Source organism: Bifidobacterium breve DSM 20213 = JCM 1192 (assembly GCF_001025175.1).
Lineage (GTDB): Bacteria > Actinomycetota > Actinomycetes > Actinomycetales > Bifidobacteriaceae > Bifidobacterium > Bifidobacterium breve.
Window position 1 is genome coordinate 1,192,146 of the sequence record NZ_AP012324.1, and the last position, 17,950, is coordinate 1,210,095.

23 protein-coding genes and 1 pseudogene are annotated in these 17,950 nt (G+C 62.2%); 15 read left to right on the forward strand and 9 right to left on the reverse strand.

Annotated elements, in window-relative coordinates:
- Positions 1 to 96 precede the first annotated feature (96 nt).
- Together BBBR_RS05065 and BBBR_RS11255 are read left to right on the forward strand one after the other, a co-directional pair.
- On the forward strand, positions 97 to 921 hold the full coding sequence (locus tag BBBR_RS05065) for an aminotransferase class V-fold PLP-dependent enzyme (RefSeq protein WP_003829401.1): 825 nt from the start codon (positions 97 to 99) through the stop codon (positions 919 to 921).
- A gap of 176 nt (positions 922 to 1,097) precedes the next feature.
- Positions 1,098 to 1,241: pseudogene (locus tag BBBR_RS11255) on the forward strand (DUF2316 family protein); the annotation flags it as partial.
- A 40-nt stretch (positions 1,242 to 1,281) separates the two neighbouring features.
- On the opposite strand, the gene BBBR_RS05070 reads toward BBBR_RS11255, so the two are convergent.
- The 6 genes from BBBR_RS05070 to BBBR_RS05095 all read right to left on the reverse strand — a co-directional run bounded on the left by BBBR_RS05070 (position 1,282) and on the right by BBBR_RS05095 (position 7,263).
- Positions 1,282 to 1,815, reverse strand: coding sequence for a GNAT family N-acetyltransferase (locus BBBR_RS05070; RefSeq protein ID WP_003829402.1), 534 nt, complete (start codon positions 1,813 to 1,815; stop codon positions 1,282 to 1,284).
- 135 nt (positions 1,816 to 1,950) lie between these two features.
- Positions 1,951 to 2,280 (reverse strand): hypothetical protein, encoded by a 330-nt coding sequence (locus tag BBBR_RS05075; protein ID WP_003829403.1) that lies wholly within the window; start codon positions 2,278 to 2,280, stop codon positions 1,951 to 1,953.
- Positions 2,281 to 2,689: 409 nt separating this feature from the next.
- Positions 2,690 to 3,496, reverse strand: a complete 807-nt coding sequence (locus BBBR_RS05080) for an Abi family protein (protein ID WP_011068121.1) — start codon at positions 3,494 to 3,496, stop codon at positions 2,690 to 2,692.
- Between the two features lie 162 nt (positions 3,497 to 3,658).
- Positions 3,659 to 3,913 (reverse strand): hypothetical protein, encoded by a 255-nt coding sequence (locus tag BBBR_RS10860; RefSeq protein ID WP_003829406.1) that lies wholly within the window; start codon positions 3,911 to 3,913, stop codon positions 3,659 to 3,661.
- 1,515 nt (positions 3,914 to 5,428) lie between these two features.
- Complete coding sequence (locus BBBR_RS05090) at positions 5,429 to 6,502, reverse strand: histidine kinase (protein ID WP_032738189.1); 1,074 nt, start codon at positions 6,500 to 6,502, stop codon at positions 5,429 to 5,431.
- 65 nt (positions 6,503 to 6,567) lie between these two features.
- Entirely contained in the window at positions 6,568 to 7,263 is a 696-nt protein-coding gene (locus BBBR_RS05095) for a LuxR C-terminal-related transcriptional regulator (RefSeq protein WP_003829410.1), read from the reverse strand.
- A gap of 125 nt (positions 7,264 to 7,388) precedes the next feature.
- Here BBBR_RS05095 and BBBR_RS05100 point away from each other — a divergent pair, with 125 nt between their 5' ends.
- The 6 genes from BBBR_RS05100 (at position 7,389) to BBBR_RS05125 (ending at position 11,385) form a co-directional block, all read left to right on the forward strand.
- Positions 7,389 to 7,904 carry a hypothetical protein gene (locus BBBR_RS05100; protein ID WP_013140733.1) on the forward strand — a complete coding sequence of 172 codons (516 nt, stop codon included), beginning with the start codon at positions 7,389 to 7,391 and terminating at the stop codon, positions 7,902 to 7,904.
- Positions 7,901 to 8,791: an efflux RND transporter periplasmic adaptor subunit gene (locus BBBR_RS05105; RefSeq protein ID WP_003829412.1), complete on the forward strand. Its 891-nt coding sequence runs from the start codon at positions 7,901 to 7,903 to the stop codon at positions 8,789 to 8,791. Before BBBR_RS05100 ends, BBBR_RS05105 begins: the two co-directional genes overlap by 4 nt.
- Positions 8,788 to 9,468 (forward strand): ABC transporter ATP-binding protein, encoded by a 681-nt coding sequence (locus BBBR_RS05110; RefSeq protein WP_003829413.1) that lies wholly within the window; start codon positions 8,788 to 8,790, stop codon positions 9,466 to 9,468. Before BBBR_RS05105 ends, BBBR_RS05110 begins: the two co-directional genes overlap by 4 nt.
- On the forward strand, positions 9,465 to 10,634 hold the full coding sequence (locus BBBR_RS05115; RefSeq protein ID WP_050755802.1) for an ABC transporter permease: 1,170 nt from the start codon (positions 9,465 to 9,467) through the stop codon (positions 10,632 to 10,634). Before BBBR_RS05110 ends, BBBR_RS05115 begins: the two co-directional genes overlap by 4 nt.
- A gap of 184 nt (positions 10,635 to 10,818) precedes the next feature.
- The gene (locus BBBR_RS05120) at positions 10,819 to 11,088 is read left to right on the forward strand and encodes a type II toxin-antitoxin system RelB/DinJ family antitoxin (protein WP_014483711.1); all 270 of its coding nucleotides are present in this window, start codon (positions 10,819 to 10,821) and stop codon (positions 11,086 to 11,088) included.
- A 3-nt stretch (positions 11,089 to 11,091) separates the two neighbouring features.
- A complete protein-coding gene (locus BBBR_RS05125; RefSeq protein WP_003829417.1) occupies positions 11,092 to 11,385 on the forward strand; it encodes a type II toxin-antitoxin system RelE/ParE family toxin in 294 nt (97 codons plus the stop codon).
- Positions 11,386 to 11,390: 5 nt separating this feature from the next.
- On the opposite strand, the gene BBBR_RS10670 is transcribed toward BBBR_RS05125, so the two are convergent.
- Positions 11,391 to 11,690 carry a hypothetical protein gene (locus BBBR_RS10670; RefSeq protein ID WP_003829418.1) on the reverse strand — a complete coding sequence of 100 codons (300 nt, stop codon included), beginning with the start codon at positions 11,688 to 11,690 and terminating at the stop codon, positions 11,391 to 11,393.
- A 37-nt stretch (positions 11,691 to 11,727) separates the two neighbouring features.
- Between BBBR_RS10670 and BBBR_RS11205 the strand changes: the two genes are divergently transcribed.
- The 7 genes from BBBR_RS11205 to BBBR_RS05160 all read left to right on the forward strand — a co-directional run bounded on the left by BBBR_RS11205 (position 11,728) and on the right by BBBR_RS05160 (position 16,383).
- Entirely contained in the window at positions 11,728 to 11,856 is a 129-nt protein-coding gene (locus tag BBBR_RS11205; RefSeq protein WP_003829419.1) for a hypothetical protein, read from the forward strand.
- Positions 11,857 to 12,052: 196 nt separating this feature from the next.
- Positions 12,053 to 12,604: an RNA polymerase sigma factor gene (locus BBBR_RS05135; RefSeq protein WP_050755804.1), complete on the forward strand. Its 552-nt coding sequence runs from the start codon at positions 12,053 to 12,055 to the stop codon at positions 12,602 to 12,604.
- A gap of 33 nt (positions 12,605 to 12,637) precedes the next feature.
- Complete coding sequence (locus BBBR_RS05140; RefSeq protein WP_003829422.1) at positions 12,638 to 13,465, forward strand: hypothetical protein; 828 nt, start codon at positions 12,638 to 12,640, stop codon at positions 13,463 to 13,465.
- Positions 13,466 to 13,597: 132 nt separating this feature from the next.
- Positions 13,598 to 14,224, forward strand: coding sequence for a hypothetical protein (locus BBBR_RS05145; protein ID WP_003829423.1), 627 nt, complete (start codon positions 13,598 to 13,600; stop codon positions 14,222 to 14,224).
- Positions 14,167 to 15,003, forward strand: a complete 837-nt coding sequence (locus BBBR_RS05150; RefSeq protein ID WP_225851433.1) for a murein hydrolase transporter LrgB — start codon at positions 14,167 to 14,169, stop codon at positions 15,001 to 15,003. The genes BBBR_RS05145 and BBBR_RS05150 overlap by 58 nt, the downstream gene beginning before the upstream one ends.
- 52 nt (positions 15,004 to 15,055) lie before the next feature.
- Positions 15,056 to 15,931 (forward strand): ABC transporter ATP-binding protein, encoded by an 876-nt coding sequence (locus BBBR_RS05155; protein ID WP_003829425.1) that lies wholly within the window; start codon positions 15,056 to 15,058, stop codon positions 15,929 to 15,931.
- 53 nt (positions 15,932 to 15,984) lie between these two features.
- Positions 15,985 to 16,383 (forward strand): superoxide dismutase, encoded by a 399-nt coding sequence (locus BBBR_RS05160; RefSeq protein ID WP_003829426.1) that lies wholly within the window; start codon positions 15,985 to 15,987, stop codon positions 16,381 to 16,383.
- Positions 16,384 to 16,477: 94 nt separating this feature from the next.
- Here BBBR_RS05160 and BBBR_RS05165 read toward each other — a convergent pair whose 3' ends face one another.
- Both BBBR_RS05165 and BBBR_RS05170 read right to left on the reverse strand, forming a co-directional pair.
- A complete protein-coding gene (locus BBBR_RS05165; protein WP_003829427.1) occupies positions 16,478 to 16,840 on the reverse strand; it encodes a hypothetical protein in 363 nt (120 codons plus the stop codon).
- Between the two features lie 123 nt (positions 16,841 to 16,963).
- Entirely contained in the window at positions 16,964 to 17,839 is an 876-nt protein-coding gene (locus BBBR_RS05170; protein WP_014484916.1) for an EamA family transporter, read from the reverse strand.
- Positions 17,840 to 17,950 lie beyond the last annotated feature (111 nt).

Sequence of the window (17,950 nt, forward strand, 5' to 3'; positions counted from 1 at the left end):
CTCGACTTCTGATTCCAAGGTACGGAACATGACGGCACGCGGGTATCGGCCACGAGAGCGAAATCATTGGGATGAAAGGCGATTCGTATCATTCGCATGGATGAGGAAGATGCACCAGTTACCATTGACGCCGACGAGGATGGCGTGGTCGACGCCGTGACCGCGCAGATGAGCGAGCATACGTCGTTCATCGTGTTGGACCAGATTATTTCCGCCACCGCTATGCTGTTTACGGCCCAGCGCATCGCCGCCGAAGCCCATCGCCGCGGCATCCGCTTTTTGGTTGATGGCGCGCACGCTCCCGCCCAACTGGCCGATCCGGTCGGCGGACTGCAGCCCGATTGGTGGGTCGGCAATTTTCATAAGTTCCCGTGTGCGCCGCGTGGCACGGCATTGCTGGTGATTCCGCCCGAAGGCGGTCAGGATGGTCAGGATTTGTGGCCGCTGATCGACTCGTGGGGTTTCGCCGACCCGTTCCCGGAGCGATTCGACGAGCAAGGCACCCAGGATTTATGCGGTCCGATCGCCGCGCCCGAGTCCTTGCGCGATATCGAGCGCCTGTGGGGCTGGGATGTCGTGCGCCGGTACATGTCCGATCTTGCCGATTACGCGGAGCGTCGGGTATCCGAGGCGGCCAGCGAGGTCGGCGGCGAGGACTGCTCGTCGCCGGTGCGCATTCCCTCCCCCGCCATGCGCCTGGTGAAGCTGCCCCACGGAAACCGCACGCCGCAGGAACTGGACGCCCTATGCCCGGTATTCCGTGACCGAATCCTCAACGAACTGCACGCCGAAGTCGCGGTCACCCAGTTTGACGGCGAACTGTACCTGCGCCTCACCGCCCACGCCTACGTCACCGCCGACGCCATAGACCGCTTCGCCGAACAATCTATCCCAACCATCGTCGGATGGCTGCGTGGGTAAGCGAATCGTATGTTGCATTGGTGCCTTAACTATGGATGATTAAGGCGCCAATGCAACATTATTAGAGTTTTGCGGGTTGTAGAGCTGCTTACAGGAAATTTGCGGTCGAACGGCAGCCCCAATCTTCCGTCACAGTGGCTTGACGAAATCTTCGCCATTGAAGTCGCCGGCGATGGTATCCGTGGATTATCCGCGCCTATCTGCTGAGCAAAACCGCGGCGCAGGGCGTGGAACTGACGCCGTTCACGGCGCTACGCGGAAATCCGCACGATTATTGGTTCCTCGACGGCGACTTTATCGACCGAGGCGAAATCGATTAAAACCGATTGATAATCGGCCATTTACACGCAAGAGGCGCCGTCAATCGCCTCGCGCATAGAGGCCATCGCTCTCCGTGCAGGTGGCGATGCGTGTGTAGTATTCCGTCTTGTCCTCATGGTCGATACGTGCGCCGCAATGCTGCTGCACCGCAAGACTTGCCGGATTGGTTTTGTGGACACTCAGGTAAGCCTCCTTGATGCCGAGCTCGCGGGCCTTGGCAAGCGTGAGCTTGAGCCCGGCGGTTGCGTAGCCGTGACCGCGGTATTCGCGGGCGACACCGTAGCCGATGTGGCCCGGACCGTTGCGCAGGAAGTCGGTGAGCCGGTGACGCAGGTTGAAGATGCCCACATAGTCGCCCTCATCGTTGACGAGAATGTATTTGGTGGCTGGCACCCAGCCGTCCGGCAAGCCGACGCCAAGCGACTCATCACGCAACCCTCGCACATATGCGGCGAACCGTTCACGATTCATGCCGGCCGCTGGGTTCTCGAATCCCGTCTCCTCCGCCGGGAATTTCGCGAACAAGTCAAACGCGCGTTCCTGGTCCGCCAGCCATGTCTCAATCAGCCGCATTGGTCACACTCCTCCTGTTGACACAGCAGACCACACTACTACTGTGCTCGGCCAACGGCCGCAAGCCTTATCTAGGGTGTGTTTACAGATAGGCAGCAAGTGTCTGCCAATGCGTTTATCGCAGGATATACCAGGTTACTTTCCCCGATACACGGCAGCGACGCCGAAGACAAATTGTATGATGAACAATCCCAGCAGGAAGATCAGAGCTCCTGGCCGGTACATGCGGTAGAAGTCGACCATATCCGGCTGCGCCAAAGGCGCTGCCATGATATACACCAGCGCAGCGAACACGGCGCCGAGCGCGGAAACAACCAAGAACGCGCCTACGGCAAAACGCAGCAGGCCACGATCCGAGGTCCTCCGGCGCAGGCCACGGCATCCCACGAAGACGAATACCGAGATCAGCAGGTAGAACAGCAGCCCGTACGTGGGCAGCATGTCGATAATCAGCAGATCGTTCATGGCATATCCTTTCGTGGCGCAATCCCATTCAACCTGCGCATGGCCGCAAGCGCAACATCGTGTCAAGTAATCGCATGATAGCAGGTTTTGTCCGGCTGCGACCGTGGCCACGATGAGCGGCATGGGACATGATGACATGACCGGGGCTGCGGCGCGGTCGATCCGTATCGCCCGTATTGGACAATGATCCGTTCGCCCTGGATGCGATGTGCGCGATGATCTCGGCCGTATCCAAGGACTTCCATGTCATGCGGGGGCACGGGTTCGCCCGCAGTGGCGATCGAGCACTGCCATAACCCGCATACCAGGCCGGACGTGCCGGTGTCGGATCCTAAGGAATCTGTTGGTGTCGCTGCAGCTCATTGCCATTCCCACTGAAGAGATGATTGGCGAAAACGATACTCACTACCTATTCATTAGGCTTCAGCTCGTGTTCGAGCACAAGTTTCATCTTGCTGTTATCCATCAACCATGCGTGTAGGTCTCGGTCCAGGATCATCGCCAGAGCGAAGCACGCCTGCGTCGCATTCTCCAATGCAATCCGTCGATTCTCACCCGGCAGAGGTATGCCGTTGACAAGCGGCTCATGGTGAGCGACCCGATTACGCAGGGCATGCACTGTTTTTACGATATCCAGCGCGTACTTTCTCGTCCAGCGTTCTTCCACTGCACGGGCATACTGGCGCCCATTGGAGAATGTCTTATCGAGTCCTTTGCGCCATAAATCGTTCTCATAATCTGCACGGCGCTGGTCTGGCCACTTCGTGTGGATTGTTCCGCCGTCTTCCAAGAGATTGCGCCAAAATCCGAATGTCAATGACGCTATGAGATGGCCATGCGTATGATTTTTTCGCTGGTGCGGGGTGAGATGGTTCCACGCTTCACGAATCTGGTACTGGGTTCGGTCATCGAATTGTAGCCCTGCCATATACCAGTCTTCAGTGCCATTCTGCTCCAGAGCGAGGAGGGAGAGTTGCCGGTCCATGCGGTTGCGCAGAGCGACCTCGAGGATGGCGATGTCGCCCATACAGGCGCTGGCCATGTCGTGATCCCACAGGTACAGCTCTAGCGCTGGGCATGAACGTCTTTGAGCCTCATAATTGTAGGTGGCAAGCCGTTCATCGGTAATGCACGCGCGCAGCGCCTTCTCCCGCGGACTTCCTTTCCTTGGAGTCCGTGAGAGGAAATCAGTTGTTGAATTTGACTGTCGGCTCATGGCTCATTATGATATATCAAGAATTCCCCCAAAGGGCCTCTCCGGACGGTCTTCGACTCAGCCGTGATGCACTGGGGGTTTCTTTTTATCTGGATAATCGGGGCTTGGTTGGTCTGGGCTCTTCTTCAGGACAATCGCATATGTTTCGGGAGTGCTCAGCTTTCAGACGAGGCATTCGAAGAAATGCCATTCCGAGGAATCGGCATCATGGATGATGATCAGCGTGCCGCCCTCGTTGGTTATCTCCTTATGAGGCCGGTCGTAGAGCGCATCGAGCTGTGTTCCCAGGTTCAATCGCAGGGTCGCATCCGCTTCCTTGATTATGCGGATGTTCTCCTGGGGCAGTTGGCCACTGGAGTAATCCCTGCCGTCCAGAATGGTGCCGTCGACTTGTTCTGGGTCAGCGGCGACCTTCACGTACCGGTATCCGTCCCCATGAAAGCTTTCCTCGTCCTTGCTGACGATTGCCCGCGCATCCTCGGAAAATGAGATCGAGAACGTCTGCGACAGATTCGAAACCGGACTATAGCCCTAGTATCGAGTCCATCCGAACCATACTCCCGCCACTACCAACGCCGCGATGCCCAAAGCGATGATCGTTCCGGCCCGGCCACCGGCGGAAGATTCACCTTTCCATACGCGGTTTCCCATCGTCGGCCTCCTAGCCTTAGCCGTAGGGTCTGCTAGATCAAAGTGTGTATTACTGATTAGCGTGAGGTCGCCGCCACTACGTGAGCGGTCGAAAACCTCATGCCACCCGGCAAATCCGAGAAGCGGTCGGAGAACTATTCGAAGCCGTCAGCTAATCCAGTGTTGAACGTACGCGACGACACCCAGAAACGCTCCTATACCCGCTCCGAGGAAGACGAATCCCCATCCCAACCAGTCAGCAAATCGATTGACCGGGGATTTCGCAAAGCCCTCCATCACCGAATTCGTTCCAGTCGAGCCCTCCCCTGATTCATGGTTGTCCTCCTCGGCATCCCTACATAAAACCCGTTAGTCCAATTCAATCCGTTCGCGCCCGCAAGCGCAACATCGTGTCAAGTAATCGCATGATAGCAGGTTTTGTCCGGCTGCGACCGTGGCCACGATGAGCGGCATGGGACATGATGACATGACCGGGGCTGCGGCGCGGTCGATCCGTATCGCCCGTATTGGACAATGATCCGTTCGCCCTGGATGCGATGTGCGCGATGATCTCGGCCGTATCCAAGGACTTCCATGTCATGCGGGGGCACGGGTTCGCCCGCAGTGGCGATCGAGCATTGCCATAACCCGCATACCAGGCCGGATGCACTGGTGTTGGATATGGCGTTGTGGGGGGAAAAAAAAACACGGGCGCTGACGTGTGCCGGCGCATCCGTCGCAGGAGCGGCGGGACGGGCAGCGTGTTCACGTACGTGCACCGCGTGGCCGACAAGCTGGGAGTCGCCAGCCGCAAGGAGGTGCTGGACGCATGCGCCAGATACGATCTGCTCTGCCCCGGCTTTCCGACCGGCTTGGCCTGCGGCATGCCGGGCATCCGGTGATCGCGGCGTCCTGCGCCGTATTGTCCGTGGCGGTGCTCGCGGAGTACGTGTTCTCGATGGCGGCACGGGTCCCCGGCACCGCGACCGTGCGCGATATCATGTTGGCTCTGGCTGTGCTTGCCGGCCTGGTCGGCGGCATGTTCCGCCCGGACCGGTTCCTGTGGCCGGCGCTTGTCACGGGCGTAATCCTCATGCTGGATGTCCCGATGGTCACGCCGGGACCGACGGCATGCCCGCCGACGAACACGAATACCAGCAACAGCTCGACGAATTGCGCGACGCCGCCAGCCGGGCCATGGGCCACACGCACGAGGTCATCGACTCGCTCGAAGAACACACACCAGCGCAAGCCAGCCGGACACCGAACAAGCCCACTGGCAGCTGGAGGCCGTCATTCCCTTTACCGGCGTGTTACAGACAATGGAATGGTGATGTTCGCGTTCCAGTTGTCGGAATCATCGGTGATGTCGAACGTCCCGGACATGGATTCGATAACGGTTCGGTATCTCTTGAGGCCGCTGCCGAGTCCGAGCCGTACCGCTTCGTCCTTTAGTACGTCGCTTGCCGAAATGATGACGTGCCGCCGGTCGAAGGAGATCGTGACGGCGTACCATTCGTGCGGGGCGGCGTGCTTGGCGATGTTCGCGTACAGTTCGTTGAGCAGTCCTTCGAGAAGGTCGAGGATGTCGTCCGCCAGTGGATGGTCGAACGTCCCGAGGATGTCGTCACCTTGGAATCCGAGGCCGCCAAGGCGACGTCGTTGCGATTGAATGATGCCGTCAAGCCGTTCACGCTGCTGTTCGATTTTCCTGTCGGTTTTGTCGTCGTTATTTGTTTTGACGATGCGGCTGCGATCGTCTGGTTTGTCGGTGCGTTCAAGTTGTCGTATCACCTGGTGGGTGTGGTCGAGCGCCATTTCGGCGATGGCGCGCAGATCGGTGAGTTGGCGCTGATATTGCTCCCGATCGGCGGGGCAATCACTGCGGCTTGCCTGGTCGATGCGCAGGATCATGTAGGCGAGGTCGTTGCTGATGGTGTCGTGCAGGTGACGCGCCGTGTGTTCGCGGTCGAGTCGTTGCCTGAGTGTCGCGGTCGCCTGCCGTTGGGCGAACAGCAGGTTGAGACTGAACCCCAGCGACAATGGGCATAGGCACATGATGATCATGCCTACGATGTTCGACGAGGTGAGGTTGTTCTGCATGTTGTTCGCGGCGAGGGCGGCGAGGGCCGCCAGTGCGGAAGCGGCTCCAAGGCGGGGTTTGACGAACGAGAGGACCGCTATGGAGGTCAGTGCGGCGATCATGATGGTCGTCAACGGCGAGAACAGCCACAGCAACGCGTATCCTGAGACCGCGAACAGCAGACAGGCGGCCCATACCGGTGCCGCTCCGAGCATGGCGCACAGGACGGCGACGAGCAGCGATATGCGTATGGTCGACCATGACAGCAGGTTCTGGGATGAGTACACGCCCATCTCTACGGGGATCGCCACTGCGAGGACCAGCCCCGCGGCCAGTATGGCTGGGTGGTGTATACGGTTCAGAGCAGATCGTATCGGGCGCATATGGCGAGGGCCTCCTTGCGGTCGGCGGCATGGAGCTTGCGGCATGCCCTGTTGACGTAGGTGAAGACGCTGCCCTTGCTGACATTCAGGAGCGCGGCTATCTCGTCGGTGGATGATCCATGCGCGTAGAGGCGCAGTACGTCCCGTTCCCTGGAGGACAGCGATGGCTTGTCGTTTTCCGGCAGCCGGCCCTCGGTCGCGTGTCCTTCGTTGAGTTTGCGATTGGCTTCCCGTGCGGTGGGGAATCCGGTGCCGGGGACGGGCTCGCCCTGTGCCGCGCATCGTATGGCCTGCGGGAGCTCTTTGACGATGTCATCTTTGGCTATCAGGCATTGTGCGCCCGCCTCGACCGCGTCTTGCCGATATGGATCAAGGTCATAGGAGGTGACGCACACCAAGCCGATCGTCGGAGTGCGCCGACGGATTCTGGCGCATATGTCCGCGCCGGTGATGCCTCCCAAGGCCATGTCGACGACCAGCACGTCGGGTCGCGCGCCGTGGGTCATGCAGCGCTGCAATGCCATCGCCGGGGACGTGGTGCTCCAGATGATGTGGAACCGCGGGGAGAGACGGCTCGTCATCACGGCTATGGCGTTGAGGGCGAGCGAATCGTTGTCCAGCACCCCGATGGAGATGGTATGCGAGTCCGATAGGTCTGTCATGCCGCCCATCGTATGCGCATCCCATGCTCCTCGACGTATCGTTGTCATGCGCGCGCATGACAGTCTTTTGCTCCCGGATCGCCGTCTGTGGGCTAATGGTTGGCGACAGTTGTGCAATCGTCCGAAGGAGCATGATGATGAAATCGGGAACACGACGCAGGGCCGCCATTCTGACCGCAGTGATGCTGCTGTCCGGTTGCGGGACGACTCCGAACGGCGGCACCTCGGGAAGTGGCGGCATGCTGACCTGGCAGCAGGCGAACGAGGAATACAAGGCGACCGTCGAGGATTTCCCCTTTGAACTGATGAACGGCGATGCGTTTCCAGCGAATATACCCAAGGCGCAGGCCGCGTCCTCGCTGTATGCCAAGGGAAGTGGGGAAGGACAGGCGTATGTCTACTGGCAGTGCTCGGTGGAACGCGACATTCTCGACAACAGCCAGACCAACGCGGAAGCAGCCCGAGGCGCCCTCCAGCAGCTGCGCAAGCTGCTGGATACCGACTGGTTCAAGAACTACTACGAGGACAAGGATGGCATATACGAGAACGATGTGATCGGCAAATCCGAACTCGGCGACTATTCGACCATGCGGGACTTCTACACCACGGACTGCACATGGTACCGGCATGAGAACGGACTGACGAAATGAATGCGATCGCACCGTTCAAATGCCTGTTGGCGTGCGTGACGGCCACGACGATGTGCGCGATGATGACGGCTTGCTCGCCGTCGCGGACGCCATCGTCCGACGCCTCCTCCACGGCGAAGCGGCCAGCATCCACGGTCGAGGTGCGTAGGGGCGGCATCACGCCGTTGCCCTCTTCCTCCACCGGCGTGCAGGTGGCTCCTGTGTTCTCGCTTACGACTCCGGCGAAAGGCTGGTTCCACTCCACGACTGATCAAGGAGCATACGTGCATGCGGGCGACGTGTTGGGTACCGTCGGCGATCAGCAGGTCACGGCTCCGGTCGACGGCGTGATCGAAACGGTCGCGCAGGACAACGACATGGCCGCGGACTATCCGCTGTTCTCGATACGGTATGGCGGCATGAGCGCCAGCGTGGACGCGACCGCGCTGCTGGCGACCATAGACCCGGACCAGCCGTTGACGGGCCGATTCCAGATCACCGACGCGCAGGGGCCCACGGACTGTGCCGCGGTAGTGAATGACGGCGTCGCCACTCCGCCCTCATCAGCGGAAGATACGGCCGGATCGGCGACGACTGCGCATGGGACGGAATCGACTCGCACACTGCAATGCCTGTTCCCAAAGGACGTGCAGGCGCGTCCCGGGCAGAACGCCACCGTGGTACTGACCGCGACGGCGGTCGAGGACGCCTTGATCCTGCCTGTCACCGCAGTCGCCGGCAGGCTCGCCTCCGGCCAGGTCAGCAGGCGTGACGGAGATTCGTTCGCCACCGTGAACGTGAAGTTGGGGGCATCGGACGGCACGTCGATCATCATCCTCGACGGTCTCGAGGAAGGTGACATGGTGTCCGCGACAGCTCCGAATCTCACACCGGGAGCGCAATCATGAGCACACTCATCCGGTTGGAACATCTGAGCGCCGAAGTCCGGCTGCCCGACGGCGAACGCCTGACGACGGTGGACGATGTCAGCGCATCGTTCGAGAGGGGAACGTCCACCGCCATCATCGGGAAATCAGGATCCGGCAAAACCAGTCTCGCCTCCATCGTCGGGCTGCTCAACAACGACTATGACGGGACGCTCTCCTATGACGGGCGGGACTGCGCCGCGTGGAACGACGCCGACCGGGCGCGCTTCCGCTGCCGGCATGTCGGCTTCGTGTTCCAGAACTACTCCCTCATACCGCATCTGAGCGCATGGGAGAACGTGGCACTCCCATTGCAATACCGGGGAGGCATCCCCCTGCGGGTCATCAGAAGACGAGCCTCGCGCATGCTGCACACCGTCGGGCTCGGGAGCCGGACGGTGTGCAGCATGCCGTCGCGCCTGTCGGGAGGCGAACAGCAGCGCGTGGCCATCGCCCGAGCGCTGGTGGGCGATCCCGATCTGCTGATCTGCGACGAGCCAACCGGCGCGCTCGATACCGAAACCGGCGACATGGTCGCCGACATACTGTTCCGACATGTTCGTGAACTCGGGGTCACACTCATCCTCGTCACGCACGACCCGCAGCTCGCCGCCCGATGCGAACGCCGACTGACGATCGACAGGGGGCGACTGTCGTGATCCGCATGATCGCCAAGGATCTGCGCATCAACCCGTTGCGTACCAGCCTCACCGCCCTGTCGATGTTCATCGGCATCATCGCCCTCATCGCCGGCGTTCTCGTCGGCACGCTCGGACGCGACTATCTGGAAGCAGTCAACGCGCGACTGGGAGGCAAGTCACCCACCTATAGCGCCATCGTCGACGTGCCATCATCGGTGAACATACAAGTCGTCACGGCTTTGCAGGAACGCCTCGCGCATTTCCGTCCGGGAATCGCATCGGCGCAATATCACCTCAACGACCTCGCCATATGGGCGTCGTCCGGTGACGGCAACACGGAGATACGCCGCGTCACCATCATCATCATCGACGCCGAACGGACAAGAATCATGCCCGCCCCCATCATCGAGGGTACATGGCTGACCGGAGCGGACGAACCCGCCACGCTGGAAACCGCAGTCAACGAAAGCGCCCGCCAATACGTGCATGATGGCACCGTGGCACTCGCCCGGACAGGAAATCCGCAACAGGTGCCGGCACGGGTGAACGGTGTCATCGCCGACGGGACGGACACACCCACCATCTACGTCAACGCGACCACACTGCAACGCTACTGGCCGCAAGCCTGGGAACCGGATGGGCTGACCATCCTCGTCCATCCCAATGAAGGCGTGGACGATCAACACGCCAAAACCGTGTTGGACGATCTGTTGTTCGACGTCGGGACCGGCAGCATATCGTCATGGAACCGTTCCGACAACGCCGATGATTACGAGCAGGTCATCGGTTTTCTCCAACTCGGCGTCACCGTCACCGCGATATTACTGTTGTCGGTATCCGCCATCGGCATGATCAACATCGGATTGGCCGGCATCGAGCAACGCTCGCACGAGCTGCTCATCCGCCGCGCACTGGGCGCGACCAGAGTCAGCATAGCCATACAGGTCATCGGCTCGTCCGTGCTGCTCGGCCTCATCATCGCCTTCGCCGCGGTGCTCATCTCCGCGGTGCTGGTCTGGGCAATTCCGTGGATGATGCCCGCCGACTCGCCGCTGGAACCGCCCGCATACCCATATACGGCGGCGATGATTGCGGCCTGTGCGTCCATCGTCACCTCACTTGTCGGCTCTCTTGCCCCGGCCATCAAAGCCATACGGCTGCAACCCGCGCTGGCGTTGCGATGAACCAGAAGCCATTCTGGACAAGCCCGCCGACAGCTGGATGGTCGGCATTCCGATCATCGATTGCATCCGGTAAACAATCCGCCTGCGGGATGTGTACCATGGTCGAGATGCCGCAACCGCAGAATGTTGACTATTAGCATACAAATACATACTATTGTCTTACGTAATGATGTTGGAGGTTAATGTGAGCATGGCATCCGTCACAGTCCGCGTGGATGCGGACACCAAGCAGAAAGCCGCAAACATAGCCGAGGATCTCGGTCTGGACTTGTCTTCGGTCACCCGCGCCTTCTACAAGCAGATTGTCCGGGAGAGGCGCATTCCTCTAAACCTTTCCTATACGACCGTGCCGCCTGAAACCATGGAGGCCCTTGACGAGGCGAAAAACAGGCTCGCCGACGGCAAACCTCGTTTCAACAGTGCCGATGAGATGTTCGATTCGTTGGGAATCTGATCAATGCTCAAACCGGATTACACAGCGGCATTCCAGCGAGATATCAAGAAACTCAAACGCAAGCACGCTGATTTACGCCCGCTGAAAGAAGTCATTCGTCTGGTGCTTGAGGACACGGCGGACTCCAAGGAAGCATTGAGGCGTAGGCATCGCGCCCACACACTTACCGGTGATCTAAACGGCGTACTGGAATGCCACATCGGCAATGCCGGCGACTGGCTGCTTCTATGGATTCGCGATGATGGTACCGCCATGTTCATGCGAACCGGCAGCCATGACGAACTGTTGGGCAGATAGCGGGTTTACAGCCTGCTTTGAACCAGCCGATGGCGATTTGAGTGCGGCAGCCGGCCGTGCCCGCAGAAGTCGGCATCGCCGCGCAGCGTGCCGGTCTGCAATCGCTGATCGATGAGGAGGAGTCCAGACTCGAAGCCCCGGGATTCACCGGCGACAACCTGCTCGCCGAACCACACCGGCCGCTCACGCCGGAGACCATGCGACTGCTGTCGGGCCTGCTGGCGGAACTGTACGCGAACATCGCCAAACACACAGATCCGGGCGAATTGGTGCGCCATCTGCGTCACCTTCGACACGGACGCCATTCATATCTCCGCCAGCGACACCACCACACCCGCCGACATGGGACTCGGCCTGGGCAGCGGCCTCGACCGCTACCGGACCATCATCGAAACACGCGGCGGCACCTTCCAAACCCGCGCCGGACAAGCCCACTGGCAGCTGGATGTCAGCATTCCTGCCAAGAACTAGCCAGGCTTGGGACTCGGTAATGCACGCGCGCAACGATTTCTTCTGTGAGTTTCTGTTCTTCTACACAACTTAATCCGATATGCCTTCCGGGCGTGTCGTTGCTCGTGTCGTGAACCGTCGGTTTGTTTCTAGCTACATACATCAATGAACGTTTGTTTACGATGTGCCGTGGAAGGAGCCGCATACGCAGGATGACATGACCTCGCCCGGTGGGGCGGCGATGTGCGACGAGGATCTGCTCGTGCGGGTCGCCTCCGGGGACGAACGCGCCTTCGAGACCCTGTATGGGCGTCACGCTGCGGCGGTGCGGGCGTTCGTGCGCGTGCGCGTGCCGGATGCCGGCACGGCCGAGGAGGTGTGCGCCGACGTGTGGCTGGGCTGCTGGCGGTCGGCGAGGGCGTTCCGTGGTGATGCGAAGGTGCTGTCCTGGCTGCTGGGCATCGCGAAACGGCAGATCTACATGCGCGTGCGGCGCGTACGCCCGAATGTGACCGCGTTGGACGATGCGCCCGAACCGCGTGACGATGGACCGAGTCCGGAGACGGCCGTGCTGTCCGAAGTGGGCGTGGATGATCTGATGGCGTTGTTGCGCCGGCTGCCCGTAGAACTGGTGGAGACGGCCACGTTGGCGTGGCTGCACGGCCTGTCGTACCGGCAGATCGCCGATTTGTCGGACGTGCCGGAAGGCACGGTCAAATCCCGTATCTCGCGTGCGCGCCGTCTGCTGCGCGCGCAACTCGACCGCTAAAACGATGCGGATGGAAAGGAACGGTGAATCCTGATGACCGATCATCTTGACGAAACGATCGACCGTTTGACGGACGAGACGCCCGACGGGCATCTGCTTGCGGCATTGGACGCCGTGGAACGATCCCATTCGGGAGACGCGCCTCCCGCTGCGGCGGTGATGGCGCGCATCCGCGCGTCGCGGTCCCCGTTGGACGGACCGGCATGGTCGTGGGCGCGCAGTCTGCGGTTGTTCATGCTGCTGCTGGGCCGGCAGTCGCGGGTGGTGCCGTGGCGGGTGGTGCCGGCCACGCTGGCGTTGATGGCGTTCGCCGGATTGGGGGCGCGGTTCTTCGCGGTCGGCTGGGGTGCGACGGTCGTGTCCCATGCGTTCTGCTCGATGGTGCTGGCCGGCGTGCTGCTGAGCGTGACGATGGCGCTCGGGGATTCCCGCGCGGACATGATCTCGTCGGCCACCCCATTGGGCACGGGGGCGGTCACGCTGGTCCGGCTGGTGTTCATACTCGCCTGCGACGTCATGTTCGGCCTGATGGTGACCACCGTGATGGGCGCGCAGGGGTATGGGACGTTCGGCGTACTGCTGGTCGGATGGCTGTCGCCCCTGCTGCTGGTCGCCGGCGTGGGCGCGATGCTCGCGATCCGTTTCTCCTCGGGCGTCGGTTTCGGCGTCGGCCTGCTGCTGGTCGCCGTGATCCGTACGGACCTGCTCGGGCTGACGGGCCTGCCGGCCGCGGGCTGGATCGATATGACCCGGCCATTCGGGCAGCCGCTGCTGGCCGTCACGGGTCTGATGGCGTGCGCGGCGGCGGTGGCGTTCTCCGGACGATTGTCCGAGGCGCGCATGGCGGCCGCGGCCGTCTGACCGGATTGAAGCCGACGGGCCTCCGGCGGCCGTTCGGCGTGTCGCGTGAACCATGCGGCTGCCGTCCGCTACCTATCAGGTGACGGACGATAAGGAACGGCCGTCGAGCTTCGCATTTCAAGGAGGGACGGCATGGCGGGAATGATTCGCGCGCAGGCCAGACGCATCGGCATGGGATTGCTGACAATGCCCGTGGCCTGCGGGATCGCGGTGGCGGCCGCCGGCATCATGGTATCCGGCGTGTGGTCGCGCACGCAGACGCTGACGGTGGTGAACTGGCTCGCCCAGCTGATGGTGATCGGCGCGGGCGTGTGCGTGGCGGTCGCGTTGACCGGCGACCCGCTGGTCGAGGCGAGCGAGTCCACGCCCGTGGGTTGGAGGCGCGTGCAGGCCACGCGGTTCGCACTCGCGGCCGTGTCCGGTCTTGCCGGCGCCGTGCTCATGTTCGCGCCGTTGCACGTACTGGGCCTGTGGCCGCAGGACACGGGGTGGATAAGCCTGATCGCGCCGACCGGCGCGGTGCTGGTCGTGGGGGCGGCCGGGTTCGCGGCCGCCGCGTGGTCCGCGTCCACGCGGGCCACGGTCATGGCGGTGGTCGCGGTATGGATGTTCCTCGCCCTCCTGTGGGATCCGTACGTGCTCGACCCGGTCGCGCAACGCGGCATCCCGCTCACCGTCGCCGTGATCGCCGTCGGGATCGCGTGGCATCTGCTGGGCGACGAGGAACGCAACGTGACGCTTGCGAGGAGGAGCATATGAACATGCACATCGGCTTCCCGCGATTGATCCGCGTCCACATGATCATCGTGTGGCGGCAACGCTCCCTATGGGCCGCGGCCGTCCCATTGGCCCTGTTCGCGCTTCTGCTGGGCGTGATCTCCCCTGCCGGCCCGCACGACCACGGCGCGGGCGATCTGGCGTTCATGGCAAAGACGATGGCCATGTTCATGCCGATCGCCTACATGGCCGCGTTCACCGACTTCCACACGCGGCACTCCCGACTTGGCATTGGTCAATTGGAGGATTCCACGCCCATCCCCGCGCCCATGCTGGCCGCGGCTCGCACGTTCGGCGCGTTCCTGATCCTCATCGCCCCGTCGCTCCTGCTGCTGGAGTGCGCCGGCACCGTCCAGACCCTGCACGGCTCGTGGCGGGCCATACCACAGGCATTGGCCGCCGGACTCGCGATCACCGGGCCGGCCGTGCTGACCGCGATGAGCCTGTCCTCGCTGCTCGGCGCGATCCTGCCCATGATCGTCGCGCGCATCACCGGCGTGCTCGCATGGTTCGCGCTCGTGTTCTCCTCGCCGATGCTGCCCGTGCCGACCGTCAACGGCACCATCCTCAACGTGATCGGCGACGCCGTCGGCGCCGGATGGTTCGGGCTCGGCCCCGTCTACCCGGCCACGGGAGGCATCCTCGCGGTCACCGGCACGCCCGCCAACGCGGCCATATCCCTGATCGCGCAGCTCGCCGTCGCCATGCTGCTCATGGCGTTGGGTGGATGGTGCTCGGCACACCCGCGCACAACGCGCTGAACGGCACCGGCGGAACCCCCACCGAAAAAACATCACACGGAAAGAAGACGTCATGTTCATCTCCATCAACCACCTGACCAAGGACTTCCTGAGGAAGCCCCGCGCGCTGGACGACGTGACCTGCGACCTGCCGCACGGCATGGTCGGTCTGATCGGGCCGAACGGCGCAGGCAAGACCACGCTCATGCGCATCCTCGCCGGCATCATCCGCCCCACATCGGGCCAGGTACTCATGGACGGCCACGATCTGAAGGACGAGAGGACCCGCCGTGCGCTCAAACGCACGCTCGGCTACCTGCCGCAGGACATCGAACCCTACCCGCAGCTCACCCCGCTCGAATTCCTCGACTACGTGGGCGTCCTCAAAGGCATCGACGACACGCGAAAGCGCATGCGCCAGGCGCACGAGCTCATCGAACGGGTCGGGCTCACGGACGTGGCCGACCGGCGCATCGGCGGCTTCTCCGGAGGCATGCGCCGCCGCGTCGGCATCGCCCAGGCCCTCATGGCGGATCCCCGGCTCATCATCGTGGACGAACCCACCGCCGGACTCGACCCCGAGGAACGCATGCGTTTCCGCACGCTGCTCGCCGGCCTCGGCGGCGACCGCACCGTGATCCTGTCCACCCACATCCTCGACGACATCGCCCAGACCTGCCCATACGTGTTCGTCCTGCGCCAAGGCCGCATCCGCTACGACGGGCCGACCGAACACCTCACCGAACACGCCACGGGCCGTGTCTGGCTCACCCAGCCATCCAACACCCCGCCACCGGCCGGCATGATCGTCGCCAACGCCGTCACCACCGCACGCGGCGTACGCTACCGCGTCATCACCGACACCCCGCCCGCCGACGCGCATCCCATGGACCCCACATTGGAGGACGGCTACATGGTCCTCATCGAGGAACACCCCGACCAGCATTGACAGCAGACGAACAAGCACCCCGACCACCACCGAACACGACAAAGGAAACCAGCATGACCAACACGACACACGCCATCCAAACCATCACCGCCACCGGCCTCGCCGCCATCATGGCCCTGGGACTGACCGCCTGCATGGACGGCATCGAACACCCCGAAAACTACCCTACCAACGGCAGCAAGAAAATCACCGCGACCAGCAACCCACAGGACATCAGCGCCGACCAACTCGGCCACACATGGCCCCTCACCGTCGACCACGGCACCGTCAGCTGCACGCACAACAGCAAAGGCGATCCCGTCATGCGCTTCACCGCGCCCGACGGCACCCAATACGCCCTCAACCAGACCAGCGACAACAAGGACCTGCCCGACATCAATCAGCTCCTCGCCGACGGCAAATCCACCGGCACCCTCACCAGCTTCGCCTTCACCGTCTGCGACGTGAAATAATCATGCGCCCGCTGCCGGCGGCCGTGTCGATGTCGACCACCGTGCGCATACCGCGAGAATCCTGTGACGCTGACGGTTCATCATCGTCTTGCAGTCAGGACCGGCGCGGTTCCGCCGCCGTTTTCTCCGTAACAATCGCGTATAGCACCAGTGCGACCAGCACGACGAGCCGGGTCCAATCGAAATTACGGATGAGCAGCCCGACGAGAATCAGGACGTCGTAGAACAGCGTGCGCGCCCACCGCCACGGGTATTCCTTACGGACGCGCATCGTCTCCGCCAATCCCCAGATCAGGGCGCAGACGGCGATGATACCGTTGAACCACAGCACTATGGGCCTGCCCTGCGGATCGGTGTCCGGCATAGCGAGATTGCTGAAGAACATCACCAGAGCACCCGTATATACGGCCTCGGGCGCGACCGACAATCTTCCGCCTTCAACGCGAGGATCTGACATGATTACCTCCTTATTGGGGGATCCGTCAACGCTAACGAATCATGCGAAAAACCATTATATTTGAATGGTATGAGCGGGGCTCAAGCATTCACAACATGCTGTCAAGCAATCGTATGACAAGAATCATCCGTTTACGGCATCGCCGCCGGATGACCACACCAGCAGGGCACCCGCGAGGGAGACGACGATGACGCCGATCACGGCCACCGCGGTGATGGTCTGTCGCAATATCAGCGCGGCGATAATCACGCTCATGGCGGGGTCGATGGAGAACAGCGTGCCGACCACGCGCGCCGACGTGATACGCCCGGACAACGTGTCCATCGTGTAGGGAATCGCAACTCCCAGCACCGCCGAGGCTGCGATGACGCCCCACTGGGCGGCCGACACATGCGGCGCGCGAGTGATGGATACCGGCGAAGTGGCCAGCGCCGCAACCGTGACCGACAGGGCGAGCCCGTCGAGCCCGGTGCCTGCCTTGCCGACCCGGTCGGCGAAGAGCGTGTACAGGCCGAAGCACACGGCCGAGCCCAGCGCGAACAGGTAGCCGGCCGGATTGAAGTAGCCGCCCGGCGTAAACGAGATCAAGCCCACACCCACCAGCGCGACCACCGCGCACAGGCCCTCGCGCCAGTGATGCGAACCGGCCAGGGCGACCACGCAGGGTCCGAGGAATTCCAGGGTGACGGCCACGCCCATCGGAATGCGGTCGATGGCCGAGTACAGGCAGACGTTCATCGCCGCCATCGCAAGCCCGTAGATTACGATGCCCAGCCATTCGCCTTTCGACCGGCCAGCCAGTTTCGGGCGGGTGAGTGCGAGAATGACGATCGCGGCGACCAGCATGCGCATCGAACTGACCGGAATTGGTCCCAACGCGCCGAACAACGACGCCGACAGGGACGACGACGTCTGGATACCCAACGACCCCACCATCACCATGCCGGCCGCCGCCATCACACGGCCACGCGCCGAACGCGGCGCCCGAAGCTTGCCCAATACCCCTCCCCTGTCACGGCCATTCCCACACGACCTCTGCGCCACCAATGATAGTGTTCGGCGAAGACTCGCGACGTGCGGAGTCGACTTTGTATGGCGGGATCAGCGGAA